Below are 15,254 nucleotides of genomic sequence, written 5' to 3'. Positions count from 1 at the left end.
CGAGGGGACGCCGGACGACCTGAAGCGGCAGGTGGGGTCGGATGTGATCGTGGTCCAGGTGGCGGATGTCGACGGCGAGCCCGCCGAGCAGGCCTTGAAGATCCTGGCCGACGGGAGTGTCGAGCGCCGGGGCGGCGAGCTGCTGGTGGCGACCGACGACGGGCCGGCGATGGTCTCCCGGGTGGCAGTGACGCTGTCGGAGGCACAGGTGCCGGTGCGGGAGCTGACGCTGCGCACGCCCACCCTTGACGACGTGTTCCTGGAGCTGACCGGCAACCGTATCCAGAAGGGAGACGACGAGTGAGCGCGGTGGCGGCCGGGGAGATCCGGGCCCGAAGAGCCGGTTTTATGCGGGACCTGTTCTCGGTGGCCGGACGGGCCCTGAGGGCGCTGCCCCGCCAGCCGGAGTCGGTCATCCCCGGCATCATCATCCCGGCGTTCTTTTTCATCGTGAACATCGGCGCTCTGGAGAAGTTGACCGAGTCGGTGGCCGGAGGGCCGGCGGGGGCCGCATTCGACTACCGGGCGTTCCAGCTGCCGGTGGCCATCGCCTTCGCGGTGACCGGGATCTCGCAGGCCGCGATCCTGGTGATCGACATCCAGGGCGGCTACTTCGACCGGCTTCTCGCCACCCCGGTCCACCGGATGGCTCTGCTGCTCGGGCTGATGATCGCCGACGTCACGATGGTCGTGTTCCTGTCTATCCCGGTGATCGTGACCGCATTCCTCATGGACATCGAGTTCGCCACCGGCGTCGGCGGCATCCTCGCGTTCGTCGGGCTGTCGGCGGCGTGGGGGCTGGTGTTCACCGGTTTCCCCTACGCGATCGCCCTCAAGACCGGCAACCCGGCGGCGGTCAACACCAGCTTCATCCTCTTCTTCCCGTTCCTGTTCCTGACTACCGCCTTCGCTCCACTGGAGTTCCTCTCCGGGTGGCTGAAGACCGCAGCCACCTACAACCCGGTGACCTACCTGCTGGCAGGCCTGAGGTCGCTGATCATGGAAGGCTGGGTGGCAGAGGACCTGATCAAGGCGTTTTTGGCGGTGGCCGCGGTGGGTGTGGTGAGTATGACCATGGCCTTCCTGGCACTGAAGGGCCGGGTCAAACGCTCCTAAAAATGCGCCTGAGATAGGACCCGGGGCGACTAGGGGCGGTATCCGCGTCACACTGGAAGGACTGCCACGGCTTTTTCTTGCCGGCTATCCCCAAATTTTGGGCCCTGAGCCCGGAAGGTGTGAAAACAATGGAACCAGGACTTTTCCCATTCGGTCGGCCCAATTCAGAGCGACCCTCGCGTATCGCCGAGGGTTGTAGGGCCATGGTTATAGGCCTGCACCCAAGTGCTTTTCACGTCGCCTGGACCGCTCCGAAGTCCGCTGCAGGCAGCGGCCGGACCGGCGTGGTCAAGGCCCTCGCCGTCGACGTCGAGCCCACGTCCTTCTGGGAGGGCAACGATGCAGGCGGCGACGCACTGCTCAAGACCTGGCTCAAGGAGGTCGGATTCGAGGAGGGCGACGAGCCCGGCCAGCACGGCCACGTCGATTCACGCTTGCCGGCGATCAACGGCGCCAACGGCCGCAAGATCATCCAGCAGTACCTCGAGCCGCTGGGCTACTCGCCGGACGAGACGACCTTCACCGATGCCTACCGGCGCTACATGGTCAAGACCGGGACCAAGGCCAAGCGGGAGATGCGGGACGCAATTGACATCGAGTACAACTCGATCCACGAGCAGATGGGCGTTCCCGAGTCCAAGCTCCTCCGCAAGATCCACGAGAGGGCCCTCCCCGGTCAGGCCGCCGAGCTGTTCGGCGCCAAGCTCAAGCAGGAGTTCACCGACTGCAAGCCTGAGATGGTCATCACCCTCGGCGAGGAGGCGTGGCGCACCGTCGACATGATCTTCGGCTACGACGCCCACTCGTCGGTTTCGATGTTCGACGCTCTCTACGGCGAGGCCTACGGCCGCCCCGGCACGCTCCGATCCGGTAACCACGTAGCCAAGTGGCTGCCGCTGGTGCACCCGTCGCTGCTGCGCAACGCGTCGCCTACCGGCCCGCTCCCCGCAGGAAGGCGCACGGTCGCCGGCTGGAACCAGCGCCACTTCAAGTGGGTCGACAAGGCCGTCGCCGAACGACAGGACGCCTAAAACAAAAGGCCCCGGCTCCCGCCGGGGCCCTTTATTTGGGCTGGTCCTCGTCCTCCGGGTAAACGAGGGGCCGAAGCTCCTCGGCAAGGTGGTCGAACTGCCAGGCGCGCTCCTTGTCTGCCGCCTCGTTGTCCGTCCCCGTCAAAGCCTTCACCGCATAGGCGGCAGCGTGCAGAACGTGACCCGGGTTGTGGGCGGCGGCTGCGGCGTGGCCGGCGGCCCGGGCGGCATCACGGGCGGGGCTGTCCTCCCCGGTTTCGCGGGCGGCGGCGTTCGCGGCTGAAGATCCGCCCCGGGCGGCCGACACCGGGATGTCGCCCCGGGCCCAGGCGCGGGCAAGGTCAATCGCCTTGCGCGGCCGGCGGTCGTCCGGGTGGCTCTCCTCGAAAAGGTGAAGCGATCGTTCGGCGCAGTCGGCGGCCCAGGAAGCCAGGCCCTTCTGCTGGTCGTCCTCGATAGTCATGCGATTAGTTTCTACCAACCCCGGCCGTTGCGCATCCCTCGCACCTAGCGGGGGCTGAGGTGCCGGACGATCGTCTCGACGAACTCGTCGATCCGGGCAACAAACGGCACCCACTCACGATACCGGCGGTAAACCTCATCGGGGTTCCGGGGGTGCTTGCGCTCGGTCAGCTCCTCCATGAAATCCAGCAGTTCCAGGAAGCGCTGGACCGTCGCTTCGTCGGACCTTCCGTAGGACAGGTCGGTGACGAACCTTGCCTTGTCCACCGGTTTGGTTGCCGGGTCCCACTTCTCGGTTTCCAGGAACCGCTCCAGGATCTCGTTGGTTATCGATTCATAAGCCGATTTGAGCGCCCGCAGCCAGGGCTCCTCCGTGATCGGATCGCCTGTGGGCAGCCCCCAGAGCAGAGCGGCAACAACCCTGCCGATGAGCCCGAAGCGGTAGGGGAGCGCCGCGTACCCCCTCCGGCTGTAGAAGTAGTAGACGACCGGGTAGTGCCGCATGCCCTCGTGGTGCGAGATCAGGCCGTTGTAGAAGTTGTTGAGCCGGCCCCCAAGGTCCCGGGGCTCGCCCCGGTGGAAGTGCAGCTCCAGGATGTGTCGTGAGTCGTAGGTCCGCTCGGACTCGTGGAAGATGTCGGACGACAGCACACCCATGTCCTCGATGACCTTGTAGACGTTGACGACATAGGCGATCGCCAGCGTGAGGAACCCGTACCCCATCAACGCCTGCAGGGCGGCCACCAGCTGGAACGGAGCGGTGACCGGCGCCAGGTCTCCGTAACCCAGGCCGGACAGGCTGATGCCGCTGAGGTACAGGGCCTCCACCACGCTGGCCTCCAGTCCCTCGGAGAACCGGAATGCCCCGCCGTGCAGTCCCACGTAGTAGATGGCCGCAAACCCCAAGACCTGTAGTGCGATCCACAGGATGAGGCTCCCCAGAACCATAAGGGGCACGCCGAGAGAAAGAACGAAGTAGGTGTGCCGGTCGGGCACCTTCGACGCCACCCGGCGGCAGAGGGACCACACCAACCGGTACAGCCGTAGCGAGAGGGGCCCGGCGGCATCGTAGTAAAGGACGGTCATAAACAGGTCCAGGACCCCGGCGACGATCATTACGAAGCCGGCGACTATCCAGATAACGTCCACGTGCTAGTTATAGCCTCTTGGGGGTAGGTCTCCGGGGACGTTGAATGCGCCTCGCCCGAGGCCGGCCGCACTTCGCAACGTTCCACGCACAAGGAGATCGGTTGAATACGTACGAGATCGGCCTCCTGGTGGTCGGCGTTGCGGCTCTGCTGGTGGCGTGGCTGCCCCGGGTCCTGCGCTACCGGGTGATCTCTTTCCCGATGATCCTCGTGGCGCTCGGCGCGGCGATTTTCGCCCTGCCGACCGGCTTCGAGCTGGACCCGATCAGGTACGGCGAAGTTGCATCCCGGCTGGCCGAGTTCGGAGTCATAGTTGCCCTGACCGGAGCCGGCCTGAAGATCGACCGCCGGCTGGGGTTCAAGAGCTGGACCACCACCTGGCTGCTGCTCGGGGTGACCATGCCGCTGAGCATCGCCGCGGTGGGTCTGCTCGGCTGGTGGGCCCTCGGTTTCGCCCCGGCGACCGCCCTTTTGTTCGGAGCCGCGCTGGCACCTACGGACCCGGTGCTCGCCTCCGACGTTCAGGTGGGTGCGCCCGGATCGGGCGAAACCGACGAGGTCCGTTTTGCGCTCACCTCCGAAGCCGGGCTGAACGACGGGCTGGCCTTCCCGTTCACCAACGCCGCCATCGCCATGGGCGCCGCGGCCGGCTTCAACCTGGGCGAGTGGCTGCTGGTCGACGTGGCGTACAAGGTCGGCGCCGGGGTGGCCATCGGGTTGATTGCAGGCAGGGGACTCGCCTATCTGCTGTTCCGGGTCGGCAACCACCACACCAAGCTGGCCCACAGCCGGGAGGGCCTGGTTGCGGTCGCCGTGACTCTCATCGCCTACGCCGTCGCCGAGCTTGCCCACGGCTACGGGTTCATAGCGGTGTTCGTGGCGGCGCTGGCGATCCGGGACTTCGAGCGGGATCACGAGTACCACAAGGAGCTCAATCGTTTCGCCGACCAGCTGGAGAGACTGGCCAGCGCCGTGATCCTGGTGCTGTTCGGAGGGGCGGTGGCCGGCGGACTGCTCGGGTCGATTTCCTGGGTGATGGTGGCGGTGGCCGCGGCCGTGCTGTTCGTAATCCGGCCGCTGGCAGGCCTGGCCGGCATCGGGGCGGTGGGAATGCCGAAGGTGGAGAAGACGGCCATCGCTTTTCTGGGAATTCGGGGAATCGGCTCCTTCTACTACCTGGCCTACGCCCTGCAGGAGGGGGAGTTCGAGGAAGCGAGGGAGCTCTGGGCGGCGGTATCGGTGGTGGTGATCGCCTCCATCGTCATCCACGGCTTCACCGCCAAGCCTGCCATCCAAAAGGTGGACGAGGAGGCAGAGGAGACGGGGGCGAAGGCCAAGACCTGATCTTTTCACACCGGCTTCATCCAGCCATCCCCCCGACGGCGTCGAGCCGAACCTGCGCCTCATGCAGGACGGATTCGACGTCGACGACCCATCGATGCAGCACGGCTCCTGGACGGTTTTCTTTCGGGCGCCCGGCGGTTTGGTCGTCGAGGTCCTTCACGAAAGTTTGTACTTATATAAGTGACGCCTGATATACTTCTTCCAACAAATCAGAAGGAGTGCGCAGTGGAGATTGACGTCGTCAAGGTTGTCGGGGCCGTAACCCGCAAGGTTGTCCGCCGGGATTACGAGGGGGAGCCCGCCGCAACGGTTGTTGCGACCCGGACCTTCCCAGCCGAGATAGAGGACGTCTGGGACGCCATCACCACAGCCGAGCGAATCCCCCGCTGGTTCCTGCCGATCACCGGCGAGCTGCGCCTCGGCGGCCGCTACCAGCTCGAGGGCCACGCAGGCGGCGAGGTCACCGCCTGTGACCCGCCCGAGTCGTTCGCAGTCACCTGGGAGTCCGGCGGGGAGGTCACCTGGCTGAAGGTCCGTCTGAGAAGCGAGGGTGAGGCCACCAACTTCGAGTTGCAGCACATCGCGCATGTGGACAGTGAGCGCTGGGAGCAGTTCGGTCCCGGAGCGGTCGGGGTCGGGTGGGACATGCTGCTTATGGCCCTCGACCTGCACCTGAGCAGCGGGGAAACGGTCGACCCCAAAGCAGCCGAAGCGTGGATGGCGTCCGCCCCCGGAAAGCAGTTTGCCCGGGCATGCGCCTACAGCTGGGGGGCGGCGGCGATCGCCTCCGGCGACGACGCCAAGGCGGCGATCGCCGCGGCGAACCGGACCACGGCGGCGTACCTCGGCGAGGGCGAGGCTCCGGAGACGGAAAGCTAAAAATGCACGCCCTGGACATCCTGGGGGACCCGGTCCGGCGGCGCATCCTGGAGCTGCTCTCCTCCGGTGAGCTCAGCGCCGGCGAGGTGGGGACACAGATCCAGGCGGAGTTCGGCATCACGCAGCCGGCGGTCTCCCAGCACCTGAAGGTCCTGCGGGAGTCAGGCTTCGCCCGGATGAGGCCCGAGGGCGCCCGCCGGCTGTACGCAATCGACCCGGAGCCGCTGCAGGAGGCCGACCTGTGGCTGGAGAGTTTCCGTGGCTTCTGGGCGCCGCACCTGGACGCCCTCGGAACCGAGCTGGCCAGGGGCAAACGGGATCGACGAAAAGGGCCCTCCGACCCGACGTCGCAAACTGATGCAACCGACCAGCCGATACCGGAATGAGCAGTCGAGGTATTTGACAGCTTTAAAGTACGCTCCCGCAGGCTGAACAATCGGTTAATATACTGAACATGTGTTCAGTGCGAGCGGTGGAGCAGGAGCCGGAGTCGGATCTCACCGCCCGAGCGCGTATCCGGGACGCCGCCATGGGGCTTTTCGGCGAAAGCGGGTACGCCGGCACCGGAATGCGGGCGATCGCAACCAGGGCGGGGGTTTCCCCGGCGCTGGTGGTCCACCATTTCGGCTCCAAAGAGGGCCTTCGCCGGGCCTGCGACGAGTACGTCGCCGCCGTCATCCGGACCAACAAGCAGGAGGCGATGGCGTCCGGCCCCCCGGACCCCCTGCAGCTGCTTCGTTCCGCCGACAAGGCCCAGCCGCTGCTTCGCTACCTCGCCCGCATGCTGGTGGACGGCTCACCCGGTGTGGCGGACCTGGTCGACACGATGATCTCCGACGCCGTCGAATACGTGGGCGCCGGCGTGGAGGCGGGCATCCTTAGGGCCTCCGACTACCCCTTCGAGCGGGTGGTGCTGCTCTGCATCTGGCAGCTGGGGGCGGTCGCGATGCACCAACACGTGAAGCGCCTTCTGGACCTGGACCTTTTGGGGGACCCCGCAGCGATTTTGCGCTGGGGGCGGCCGGCGTTGGAGCTGTTCACCCACGGCCTGTTCACGGACGACCGGTGGGAGAAGGCAGTCGCCGAGATGGAAGCGGAGAAGCAGAGACAGAAAAACGAACAGGAGGCAGCGGAATGAGCGTTCAACTTGCGCTCCGAGCAGAGGAGCTGGTCAAGGACTACGGCAAGACCCGGGCGCTGGCCGGGGTGACGCTGGCCGTTGAGCCCGGCGAGGTGTTCGGCTTCATCGGTCCCAACGGCGCCGGCAAGTCGACCACCATCCGGATATTCCTGGATCTTCTGCGCCCGACCTCCGGCGTCGTCGAGGTGTTCGGCCAGAATCCGCGGGACGCCGGCCCCGAGCTGCGCCGCCGCATCGGTTACCTGCCAGGCGAGCTGGTCCTGCCGGCCAAACGGAAGGCGGGGGAGTTCCTCGCCCACCTGGCAAACCTGCGCGGCGGCGCCGGGGCCGACCTCATCGAACCGCTGTCCAGGCGGCTCGGCCTGAACCTGGACAAAACCATCAAGAGCCTCTCCAAAGGCAATAAACAGAAGGTGGGTGTCGTGCAGGCGTTCATGCACCACCCGGAGCTGCTGATCCTCGACGAACCGACCAGCGGACTCGACCCACTCCTGCAGCAGGAGGTCATGGCGCTGGTGCGGGAGGCCACGGCCGGGGGGTCGACCGTGTTCATGTCCTCCCACGTCTTGAGCGAGGTGGAAGAGATCGCCTCCCGGGTGGGCATCCTCCGCTCCGGGCGGATGGTGGACGTCGACTCCATCGACGAGCTGCGCCGCCGGGCCGGCCAGGAGGTCCGGCTGAGGTTTGCGTCGCCGGTGACGGCGCGGGAGTTCACGGCCCTGCCCGGCGTCACCGACGTGGTCGTGGGCGACTCGACGGTCAGCCTGGTGCTCCGGGGCGAACCGAACGCCCTTTTGAAGACGGCGGCTCGCCACCACGTGGTGGGCTGGTCGGCCCAGAACCGGGATCTGGAGGAGCTGTTCCTGGACTTCTACCGCACCGAGGAGGTGGACACGAATGTCTGAAGGACTGCCGGTTCTGACCGGTGTGCTGAAGGAGCAGAGGCGGTCGTTGATCGTCTGGGGCGCCGCGCTCTTCACGGTCGCCGCGTTCTACATCAGCTTCTACCCGTCCCTCGGGTCGACACCCGCCATGCAGGACATGATCGACAGCATGCCGCAGGGCGTTGCGAAGGCCCTGGGCTACGACCAGATCGCCAGCGCCTCCGGCTACATCGGCGCCACCGTGTACGGGCTGCTCGGGCCGATCCTCATGCTGGTCTTCGGCATCGCCACCGGCGCCCGGATGATAGCGGGCGAGGAGGAAGCCGGTTCCCTGGAGCTCGAACTTGCCCATCCGGTCGGAAGGATGCGCCTGGCGGGCGAACGGTGGCTGGCCGTCGCCGTCGACCTGTTCGTGCTGACCTTGCCGGTGCTGGCCGCCTCGTTCCTTCTGATCACCGTCCTCGACCTTGACGTGAAGTTCGGCAACCTGCTTGCAATCTCCGCAGGCCTGTTGCTGTTCGCCCTGGCCTTCGCCTCTACGGCGTTCGCCATCGGGGCGGCGACCGGCCGGCGAGCGATAGCGCTGGGTGGGACCGCGGCAGCGGCGGTGACGGCCTACATCGCACATGCGATCGGGCCGCAGCTCGAGGGAGGCGCCTGGATGGACAAGATCTCACCGTTCGGCTGGTACCTCGGCGGCACGCCGCTGCAGAACGGCTGGGACCTCGGAGGGCTCGGATTGCTGGCGGCGGTGGTTGCAGTGATGGTCCCGCTGGCTCTGTTCACCTTTGCGAACCGGGATTTCGGCACCTAGCCGCTAGCGCGGCGGAGGGTCTACAGTTCAAGGTATGGCCGATGACAAAGATCCCCAGGATCCAGAGTTGCCCGACACAGGCGGCGGCAACTCGAAGATGGGACTGGGCATCGGCCTGGGGATTGCCTTCGGCGCTGCATTCGGCGCTGCGATGGACAACGTCTCGGTGGGGGTGGCCGTCGGAATCGCTTTCGGAGTCGCCCTCGGAGCGGCGATGGGTCGCAACTAGACCGCAATGAGCGCCATTTCGAAAGAGCTGGCCGAGACGCTGCAGGCCGAAATGCCGTTCTTCGACTTCTTCCGAAACTCGGAGTGGTCCAGGCGCCAGGGCGATCCGGGTAACTGCGACTTCGTCACCGGCGAGCCGCAGGAGATGGCCCTGCCCGGGTTCGTGGACGCTCTGGCCCGGTGGGTCAAGCCCGGCGACCCCCACTGGTTCGGCTACAAGACCAGCGACCCCGACGCACGCGCGGTTGCTGCGGAGGCCCTGAGCCGCCGGGTGGAGGTGGATTTCCCGCCCGACCACCTGTTCTTCACCAACGGGGCCATCGCCGGGCTGGTCGTCGCCCTCAGGGCGGTTGTCGACCCGGGCGACGAGGTCATCTACCTCAGCCCTCCCTGGTTCGGGTACGAGCCGATGATCCGGGAGCGTCGGGCGGATGCCGTGCGGGTCAACCTGCAGCCGCCGGTCTTCGACCTCGACGTCCCTGCGATCGAGGCTGCGATCAGCGCACGGACCCGGGCGATCATCGTCAACAGCCCGAACAACCCGGCCGGCCGGATCTACCAGCCGGCTCAGCTGCAGGAGCTGGCCGGGGTGCTGGAGCGGGCCTCGGCCCGCAACGGGCGCCCTGTCTACCTGATCTCCGACGAGGCGTACAGCAGGGTCCTGTTCGACGGCCGGCAGTTCACCAGCCCGGCGGCCTTTTACCCGAGGACCTTGCTGGTTTACACCTACGCCAAGACCATGCTGACCCCGGGCCAGCGCATCGGGTACATCGCCCTTCCTCCGGGAATGCCCGACGCCCGGCTGGTGGGTGAAGCGATCTTCATGTCGCAGATCGCCACCGGCTGGTCCTTCCCGAACGCCCTCCTGCAGCACGCGATCGCCGACCTGGAGGAGGTCTTGATCGACCTGCACGCTCTCCAGAACAAGAGGGACGTGATGACCCAAGGGTTGGCGGACCTGGGCTACCAGGTCACCGTCCCGGAGGGGACGTTCTACGTGATCGTGCGGTCACCCCTCGCGGACGACATGAAGTTCATCGACATCCTGGCCGCCCGCAACATCTTCGTGCTTCCCGGCGCGACGACCGAGCTGCCGGGGTTCTTCCGAATTTCGTTGACGGCAACGATGGACATGATCGAACGGTCGATGGAGGGCTTCAAATCGGCCCTCGACGAGGCGAGGGCTACATCCAGGGGCTGACCGAGTCGTCCTCGTACAAGTCGTAGGCGGCAACCTTGTCGCCCCGGAAGGTCAGCACGTGCACCAGCGGGAGGTCGGCTTTCTTGCCGGTCTGCCTGACCGTGATTGTGGTGTCGATCAGCACCACGACGGTGTCGGCTTCGGCCAGGATCTGTTTCACCTCGAACCTGCTGAACTCGGACAGGCTCAGGAGCTTGCCGAAGAACTCCTTAACCCCCTCCTTCCCGTGGTAGACGCCGCTGATCGGGTTGGCGGCGGGGGTGCGGTCGGCCCAGACGACGTCGTCGGTGACCAGGTCGAGGACCGCGGTGAGATCGCCCTCGGCGAAACGCTCGAAGGCAAGCTGAACTGTCCTGCGGTTGTCCTCTGCAGCCATTGGCCCGCTCCTTGGTTGGTGGGTGAGGTTTGCGTTTCCCCTGCGGCTGTTGCGAAAAACCTACCGCTTGCGGTACAGACGGCTCGTGAGCGGGGCGAAGACCGCCGTCAGGCCGACCGCGACAGCGAGCACCAGAACGATGTCCCCGCCGTCGGAGTTGCCGTGCATCAGTCCCCGGCTCGCGGTGGTCAGGATGGAGATGGGGTTGACCTTGACGAAGGCCTCGAGCCAGCCGGGCAGCGTGGTCGGGTCCACGAACACGTTCGACATGAAGGTCAGCGGGAAGATCCCCATGAAGCCGGCGTTGAGGACCGCGCTCGGGGTCCGAAGGACCAGCCCAAGTGTGGTGAAGACCCAGGACAGAGCGAAGGAGAAGGCGACGACCAGCGCCAGCGCCGCCGCCATGCCGCCCAGGCCGGCGTCGGGGCGGAAGCCGAGGATCAGGCCGACGATCGATATCACCAGGCCGGCCAGGACGTAGCGGAGGCTGTCGCCCAGCAACGCACCGACCAGAGGCGCCGGCCGCCAGATGGGAAGCGAGCGGAATCGGTCGCCGACGCCCTTCGTGACGTCGGTGTTGAGGGCCACCCCCGAGTACACCGTGGTGAACAGCACTGACATCACCAGGATGCCCGGGAGGATGTAGTTGAGGTACTCGGCGGTCGAGCCGGCGACTGCGCCGCCGAACAGGTAGGTGAACATCAGCACGAACATGACGGGGGTGATCGTGACGTCCATCAACTGCTCGGGGACGTGCTTGATCTTCAGCATCCCCCGCCAGCCGAAGGTCAGGGCGGCCGAGAGCGCCGTCACCGGGGGTGGGCGTTCGGTCGACGCAATGGCTTTGAGGACTGCCGCTTCGTCGGCGGTCGCATCCTCGGCCCGGATTGCCGGTTCTACGCTCATCGGGGTGCCTTCCTCCCGGCCGGCTCTTCTTCGGCCGTCTCCTCGGCCGGGTGCCCGGTCAGTGCCAGGAACACCTCGTCCAGACTCGGCTGGCCCAGCGAGAAGTCTGCGATCTCGATGCCGGACCGGGACATCCCGGCGATGGCCGCAGCCGCCCGGTGGGCGTCCGAACAGGCGACCGTAAGCCCGGCGGGGTCGGCCTGCAGGGTGACCGGCCCGAGCAGCCGCTCCAGCAGGCCGGCTGCCTCGTCCCGCTGCTCCGGCTTGAACAACCGCACCTCCAGCGTGCCCGCGCCGACCGACGACTTCAGCTGCGCCGGGGTCCCCTCGGCGATGACCCTGCCGTGGTCGACGACCGCGATGCCGTCGGCCAGCTGGTCGGCCTCCTCCAGGTACTGCGTGCAGAGCAGAATGGTGGCGCCGCCGGTGACGAGGGCCCGGATGATCTCCCAGACCTGGTTGCGGGAGCGGGGGTCGAGTCCGGTGGTGGGCTCGTCCAGGAACATCAGCTCCGGGGTGACCACGACGCTCGCGGCGATGTCCAGCCGCCGCCGCATGCCGCCGGAGTAGGTCTTGACCAGGCGATTGCCGGCCTCGGAGAGCCCGAAGGCCTCCAGCAGCTCGGCCGCCCGGTCCTTCACTGCGGCCCGCTTCAGGCCGAGCAGCCTGCCGATCAGGATGAGGTTCTCGCGGCCGGTGAGATCCTCGTCCACCGAGGCGAACTGCCCGGTGAGGCTGATGCCGGCACGCACCGCGTCCGGGTGGGTCAGCAGGTCGTGGCCGAGCACCCGGGCCTCTCCGGCGTCGGGCCGGAGCAGGGTCGCCAGCATCCGGATGATCGTCGTCTTGCCGGCGCCGTTGGGGCCGAGCACGCCGTAGACCGACCCGCGGCGGACCGACAGGTCGACGCCGTTGACCGCTTTGGTCTCGCCGAACGCCTTGACCAGGCCGGAGGCCTCGATGGCGAGGGTACTGGGGCTCATATACAACCGATTCTCGTCGCATTTCGGCCGGACGTCGAATGTGATCGCCGATTGACCCCTTTCGATCTGCGCCGGTTTGTCGAAGGATAAGGGTGGGCCTGCCGGTGGTACTCGGCCGGCATCGAGTTTCGAGCAAAAGGAGGTCGCTATGTCGGAAACCGAGATCCTGGTGGGCACGAGAAAAGGTCTGTTCGTCATGCGCGGAGACCGGCAGGGACCGCTGGAGATCGCGTCCCGGCACTTCGTCGAGATGCCCGTCGACTTCGCGGCCTTCGACCCGCGGACCGGCACCTACCTCGCCGGTGTCACCCACTGGCCGGAGGAGTTCAAGGAGATGTCCCCCGGAAACCTGTTCGGACCGCACATCTGGTACACCGAGGACCCGGACGGCGAGTGGCAGATGGCCGAGGGCCCGGAGTTCCCCAATGACATCGACGCCAAGGTCGAGAAGGTCTGGTGCATCCAGCCCGGTGAGGCCGAGGGTGAGATCTGGTGCGGGGTCGCCCCCGCTGCCCTGTTCCGCAGCACCGACAGCGGCCGGACCTGGGAGCTCAACCGGGCCCTGTGGGACGACCCGACCCGCCCCAACTGGATGGCCGGCGGCGGCGGGCTCTGCCTGCACTCGATCTGCCCGTACCCCGGCGACCCGTCGAAGTTGACCATCGGCATCTCCTCGGTCGGTGTCCTGCACACCGAGGACGGCGGAGCCACCTGGGAGCGCCGCATCAAGGGCCTGCCGAGGTGGCCCGAGGACGCTCCCGACGACCAGCAGATCCAGTGCGTTCACAGCGTGAACCGGTCGCCGGTCCAGCCGGACACCCTCTACCTGCAGTTCCACAACGGGGTCTTCCGCTCCGACGACGCCGCACGGACCTGGCACTCGATCGCCGACGGTCTGCCGAGCGACTTCGGCCTGCCGATGGCCATCGACCCGAAGAACCCGGACCGGGCGTTCGTCATCCCGCTGGTCTCCCAGGTCGACCGGGTTACCGTCGACGGGAAGGTCCGGGTCTTCGAGACCACCGACCGCGGAGCAAGCTGGAACACCCTCGACCAGGGTCTTCCGCAAAAGGGCGCCTTCCTGACCCTGCTGCGCCAGGCGTGGTGCACGGACGGCCAGGAGCCCCTGGGCATGTGGTTCGGAGCGACCTCGGGGGACCTCTACGGCACCGCCGACGGCGGGAAGACCTGGTACGAGGGGGCCCGGCACCTGCCGCCGGTTCACTCGATTCGCACCGGCAAGATCTAGGGGCGATTTTGGAGGCGTCGAGCCTGGGCATTCCGGCGCTGGACGAGCCGTCGGTCTACCCGGGCCCCACGCCGGAATACTCCTATCTTCTTTTCGGACACCAGGTGCTTCCACTGGCGGGCAGCTCTCATAGGCTGGGAAGGTGGCGGGTAGAAGGAAGCCAGCTTTCACTCGACAAGTTCCTGTCGGATTTGGGCGCATCCTCTCTCGACCGGAGGACGGCGGTTCTGGCCTTCGGCTCCAACGCCTCGCCGCCGCAGCTCGCGAGGAAGTTCTCCGGGGTTCCGGGCTCGGCGATCCCCGTGGTCAAGGGCTGGAGCTACGGCCTGCAGCTGGCGTTCTCGGCCCACATAAACCCCGTGGGCTACATTCCCGCGGCAGTCCGGGCCACCGGGGATTTCGGAACCCGGCTTCCTGTTTGGCTGACGTTCCTTGACGACGAGCAGTTGGAGGTCATGGACCCCACCGAACCTTCCTACCACCGGGTGACGCTGGAGTACGGAAAGGGACGGCCGGTGGTGGAACTGGAGTCCGGCGAGTGGCTGGAAGCCGCCGAGCTCTACCGGACGAAATGGGGAGTGCTGAAACTCGAGGCCTGCGAGGACCTGGGTCTCATCTCTCAGCTGGCACTTCGGACGCTTCTCGAGGCACAACACTGGTCGTTTTCCAAGTTGTTCGCGTCGGAGGCGAAGCGTCCGGCCTCAGTGGGGCTAGCCGAAGTGCCGGGGCTGACGAGTTTGGAACTCGTGGCCGAGGACGGGCTGGAAGGCTTCCTGGTGTCCGGTTCCGCCGTCTATGGAGGGATTGGTTCCTACCGAACGGACTCAGGTTAAGTCGTCCACGCCGAACCCGCGGTTCGCCAGGTCGACGATTCCCATGACGGCCTCGTTTGAGAGGGCTCCACTAGCAGAGGTGATGACGTTGTTGAGGTGACGGTCGGAACAGAAGCGGACCTTGCCGACAACAGGCCGGGAGAACAGCGGGCCGGTCACCCGGCCGCCCTGGATGCAAACTATCGGGCGTACTACACAGCCGAGAATCCCGGAAGCCACTTTCGCCTGCCCGGCCGCCTGTTCCACCACCGAAGACATCGACCGCCCACCCCGCTGCGCTCTCCCGCACTTCACCTCGACGTCGCCGGCGTAGTGCTTGGTCTCCACCGTGAACACTCCGGACGGCCCGATCACTAGATGGTCGATGTTGGCCCGGGAGCCGGGAATGCGCAGATCGTGCAGCGAAACATATGGAACCGGCAGCCTTGCGAGTGTCCGAGCCGTCAGCTCCTCGCCGTCAGCGCCCTTCCGCCAGGCATCCGTTGTGGCTTTTCTACCCCAAAGATTCGAGGCGAGCTTCGTGGCGACGACAACGGCCAGCAAGCCGGCCAAAAAGCTGGCGTTGCGATCGAACGGCTCGAGAAAAGCGGCCCGAGCCACGGCGTAGACGAGTAGGGGCGCGGTAACAACGCACGCAAGTTTCCACTTGTAGTGCTGCC

20 protein-coding genes are annotated in these 15,254 nt (G+C 66.5%); 14 read left to right on the top strand and 6 right to left on the bottom strand.

The window, feature by feature from the left end:
* From VFV09_13910 to VFV09_13900, 3 genes are all read left to right on the top strand, one after another.
* Positions 1-304, top strand: a 304-nt coding sequence (locus VFV09_13910; GenBank protein ID HEU4868804.1) for a DUF4162 domain-containing protein, incomplete at its 5' end; no start/stop codon positions are given.
* A complete protein-coding gene (locus VFV09_13905) occupies positions 301-1,116 on the top strand; it encodes an ABC transporter permease (protein HEU4868803.1) in 816 nt (271 codons plus the stop codon). The genes VFV09_13910 and VFV09_13905, both read left to right, overlap by 4 nt.
* Before the next feature lie 203 nt (positions 1,117-1,319).
* Complete coding sequence (locus tag VFV09_13900; GenBank protein ID HEU4868802.1) at positions 1,320-2,147, top strand: hypothetical protein; 828 nt, start codon at positions 1,320-1,322, stop codon at positions 2,145-2,147.
* 31 nt (positions 2,148-2,178) lie between these two features.
* Here VFV09_13900 and VFV09_13895 read toward each other — a convergent pair whose 3' ends face one another.
* Both VFV09_13895 and VFV09_13890 read right to left on the bottom strand, forming a co-directional pair.
* Positions 2,179-2,610 carry a hypothetical protein gene (locus tag VFV09_13895; protein ID HEU4868801.1) on the bottom strand — a complete coding sequence of 144 codons (432 nt, stop codon included), beginning with the start codon at positions 2,608-2,610 and terminating at the stop codon, positions 2,179-2,181.
* Positions 2,611-2,654: 44 nt separating this feature from the next.
* Positions 2,655-3,758, bottom strand: coding sequence for a potassium channel family protein (locus tag VFV09_13890; GenBank protein HEU4868800.1), 1,104 nt, complete (start codon positions 3,756-3,758; stop codon positions 2,655-2,657).
* Between the two features lie 101 nt (positions 3,759-3,859).
* On the opposite strand from VFV09_13890, the gene VFV09_13885 reads away from it, so the two are divergent.
* From VFV09_13885 to VFV09_13845, 9 genes are all read left to right on the top strand, one after another.
* The gene (locus tag VFV09_13885; GenBank protein ID HEU4868799.1) at positions 3,860-5,101 is read left to right on the top strand and encodes a cation:proton antiporter; all 1,242 of its coding nucleotides are present in this window, start codon (positions 3,860-3,862) and stop codon (positions 5,099-5,101) included.
* A 61-nt stretch (positions 5,102-5,162) separates the two neighbouring features.
* On the top strand, positions 5,163-5,285 hold the full coding sequence (locus tag VFV09_13880) for a hypothetical protein (protein ID HEU4868798.1): 123 nt from the start codon (positions 5,163-5,165) through the stop codon (positions 5,283-5,285).
* 41 nt (positions 5,286-5,326) lie between these two features.
* Positions 5,327-5,980: an SRPBCC family protein gene (locus tag VFV09_13875; protein HEU4868797.1), complete on the top strand. Its 654-nt coding sequence runs from the start codon at positions 5,327-5,329 to the stop codon at positions 5,978-5,980.
* A 2-nt stretch (positions 5,981-5,982) separates the two neighbouring features.
* Entirely contained in the window at positions 5,983-6,366 is a 384-nt protein-coding gene (locus VFV09_13870; protein HEU4868796.1) for a metalloregulator ArsR/SmtB family transcription factor, read from the top strand.
* A gap of 68 nt (positions 6,367-6,434) precedes the next feature.
* The gene (locus VFV09_13865) at positions 6,435-7,118 is read left to right on the top strand and encodes a TetR family transcriptional regulator (protein ID HEU4868795.1); all 684 of its coding nucleotides are present in this window, start codon (positions 6,435-6,437) and stop codon (positions 7,116-7,118) included.
* Positions 7,115-8,026: an ABC transporter ATP-binding protein gene (locus tag VFV09_13860; GenBank protein ID HEU4868794.1), complete on the top strand. Its 912-nt coding sequence runs from the start codon at positions 7,115-7,117 to the stop codon at positions 8,024-8,026. The genes VFV09_13865 and VFV09_13860 overlap by 4 nt, the downstream gene beginning before the upstream one ends.
* Positions 8,019-8,819 (top strand): ABC transporter permease subunit, encoded by an 801-nt coding sequence (locus tag VFV09_13855; GenBank protein HEU4868793.1) that lies wholly within the window; start codon positions 8,019-8,021, stop codon positions 8,817-8,819. The genes VFV09_13860 and VFV09_13855 overlap by 8 nt, the downstream gene beginning before the upstream one ends.
* Before the next feature lie 34 nt (positions 8,820-8,853).
* Entirely contained in the window at positions 8,854-9,048 is a 195-nt protein-coding gene (locus VFV09_13850; protein HEU4868792.1) for a hypothetical protein, read from the top strand.
* A 6-nt stretch (positions 9,049-9,054) separates the two neighbouring features.
* Complete coding sequence (locus VFV09_13845) at positions 9,055-10,248, top strand: aminotransferase class I/II-fold pyridoxal phosphate-dependent enzyme (GenBank protein HEU4868791.1); 1,194 nt, start codon at positions 9,055-9,057, stop codon at positions 10,246-10,248.
* Here VFV09_13845 and VFV09_13840 read toward each other — a convergent pair.
* The 3 genes from VFV09_13840 to VFV09_13830 are packed head-to-tail and all read right to left on the bottom strand — an operon-like array spanning position 10,232 to position 12,513.
* Complete coding sequence (locus VFV09_13840; protein ID HEU4868790.1) at positions 10,232-10,624, bottom strand: nuclear transport factor 2 family protein; 393 nt, start codon at positions 10,622-10,624, stop codon at positions 10,232-10,234. The genes VFV09_13845 and VFV09_13840 overlap by 17 nt on opposite strands.
* A gap of 60 nt (positions 10,625-10,684) precedes the next feature.
* A complete protein-coding gene (locus tag VFV09_13835) occupies positions 10,685-11,530 on the bottom strand; it encodes an ABC transporter permease (protein ID HEU4868789.1) in 846 nt (281 codons plus the stop codon).
* The gene (locus VFV09_13830; GenBank protein ID HEU4868788.1) at positions 11,527-12,513 is read right to left on the bottom strand and encodes an ATP-binding cassette domain-containing protein; all 987 of its coding nucleotides are present in this window, start codon (positions 12,511-12,513) and stop codon (positions 11,527-11,529) included. Before VFV09_13830 ends, VFV09_13835 begins: the two co-directional genes overlap by 4 nt.
* A gap of 148 nt (positions 12,514-12,661) precedes the next feature.
* On the opposite strand from VFV09_13830, the gene VFV09_13825 reads away from it, so the two are divergent.
* Both VFV09_13825 and VFV09_13820 read left to right on the top strand, forming a co-directional pair.
* The gene (locus VFV09_13825) at positions 12,662-13,762 is read left to right on the top strand and encodes an exo-alpha-sialidase (protein ID HEU4868787.1); all 1,101 of its coding nucleotides are present in this window, start codon (positions 12,662-12,664) and stop codon (positions 13,760-13,762) included.
* Positions 13,763-13,770: 8 nt separating this feature from the next.
* A complete protein-coding gene (locus VFV09_13820) occupies positions 13,771-14,595 on the top strand; it encodes a hypothetical protein (protein HEU4868786.1) in 825 nt (274 codons plus the stop codon).
* Here VFV09_13820 and VFV09_13815 read toward each other — a convergent pair.
* Positions 14,587-15,195: a nuclease-related domain-containing protein gene (locus VFV09_13815; protein ID HEU4868785.1), complete on the bottom strand. Its 609-nt coding sequence runs from the start codon at positions 15,193-15,195 to the stop codon at positions 14,587-14,589. The genes VFV09_13820 and VFV09_13815 overlap by 9 nt on opposite strands.
* Positions 15,196-15,254 lie beyond the last annotated feature (59 nt).

This window comes from Actinomycetota bacterium (assembly GCA_035759705.1).
Taxonomy (GTDB): Bacteria; Actinomycetota; CADDZG01; order JAHWKV01; family JAHWKV01; genus JAJCYE01.
The sequence above is the reverse complement of the archived record's forward strand: the minus strand, read 5'-3'. Positions and strand labels throughout refer to the sequence as shown.

What these genes read in the sequence shown, in the direction of transcription:
- VFV09_13900 (HEU4868802.1), top strand. Translation starts at nt 1,320, where the DNA reads ATGGTTATAGGCCTGCACCCAAGTGCTTTTCACGTCGCCTGGACCGCT.
- VFV09_13895 (HEU4868801.1), bottom strand. Translation starts at nt 2,610, where the DNA reads ATGACTATCGAGGACGACCAGCAGAAGGGCCTGGCTTCCTGGGCCGCC.
- VFV09_13880 (HEU4868798.1), top strand. Translation starts at nt 5,163, where the DNA reads ATGCAGGACGGATTCGACGTCGACGACCCATCGATGCAGCACGGCTCC.
- VFV09_13870 (HEU4868796.1), top strand. Translation starts at nt 5,983, where the DNA reads ATGCACGCCCTGGACATCCTGGGGGACCCGGTCCGGCGGCGCATCCTG.
- VFV09_13865 (HEU4868795.1), top strand. Translation starts at nt 6,435, where the DNA reads ATGTGTTCAGTGCGAGCGGTGGAGCAGGAGCCGGAGTCGGATCTCACC.
- VFV09_13860 (HEU4868794.1), top strand. Translation starts at nt 7,115, where the DNA reads ATGAGCGTTCAACTTGCGCTCCGAGCAGAGGAGCTGGTCAAGGACTAC.
- VFV09_13855 (HEU4868793.1), top strand. Translation starts at nt 8,019, where the DNA reads ATGTCTGAAGGACTGCCGGTTCTGACCGGTGTGCTGAAGGAGCAGAGG.
- VFV09_13850 (HEU4868792.1), top strand. Translation starts at nt 8,854, where the DNA reads ATGGCCGATGACAAAGATCCCCAGGATCCAGAGTTGCCCGACACAGGC.
- VFV09_13845 (HEU4868791.1), top strand. Translation starts at nt 9,055, where the DNA reads ATGAGCGCCATTTCGAAAGAGCTGGCCGAGACGCTGCAGGCCGAAATG.
- VFV09_13840 (HEU4868790.1), bottom strand. Translation starts at nt 10,624, where the DNA reads ATGGCTGCAGAGGACAACCGCAGGACAGTTCAGCTTGCCTTCGAGCGT.
- VFV09_13835 (HEU4868789.1), bottom strand. Translation starts at nt 11,530, where the DNA reads ATGAGCGTAGAACCGGCAATCCGGGCCGAGGATGCGACCGCCGACGAA.
- VFV09_13830 (HEU4868788.1), bottom strand. Translation starts at nt 12,513, where the DNA reads ATGAGCCCCAGTACCCTCGCCATCGAGGCCTCCGGCCTGGTCAAGGCG.
- VFV09_13825 (HEU4868787.1), top strand. Translation starts at nt 12,662, where the DNA reads ATGTCGGAAACCGAGATCCTGGTGGGCACGAGAAAAGGTCTGTTCGTC.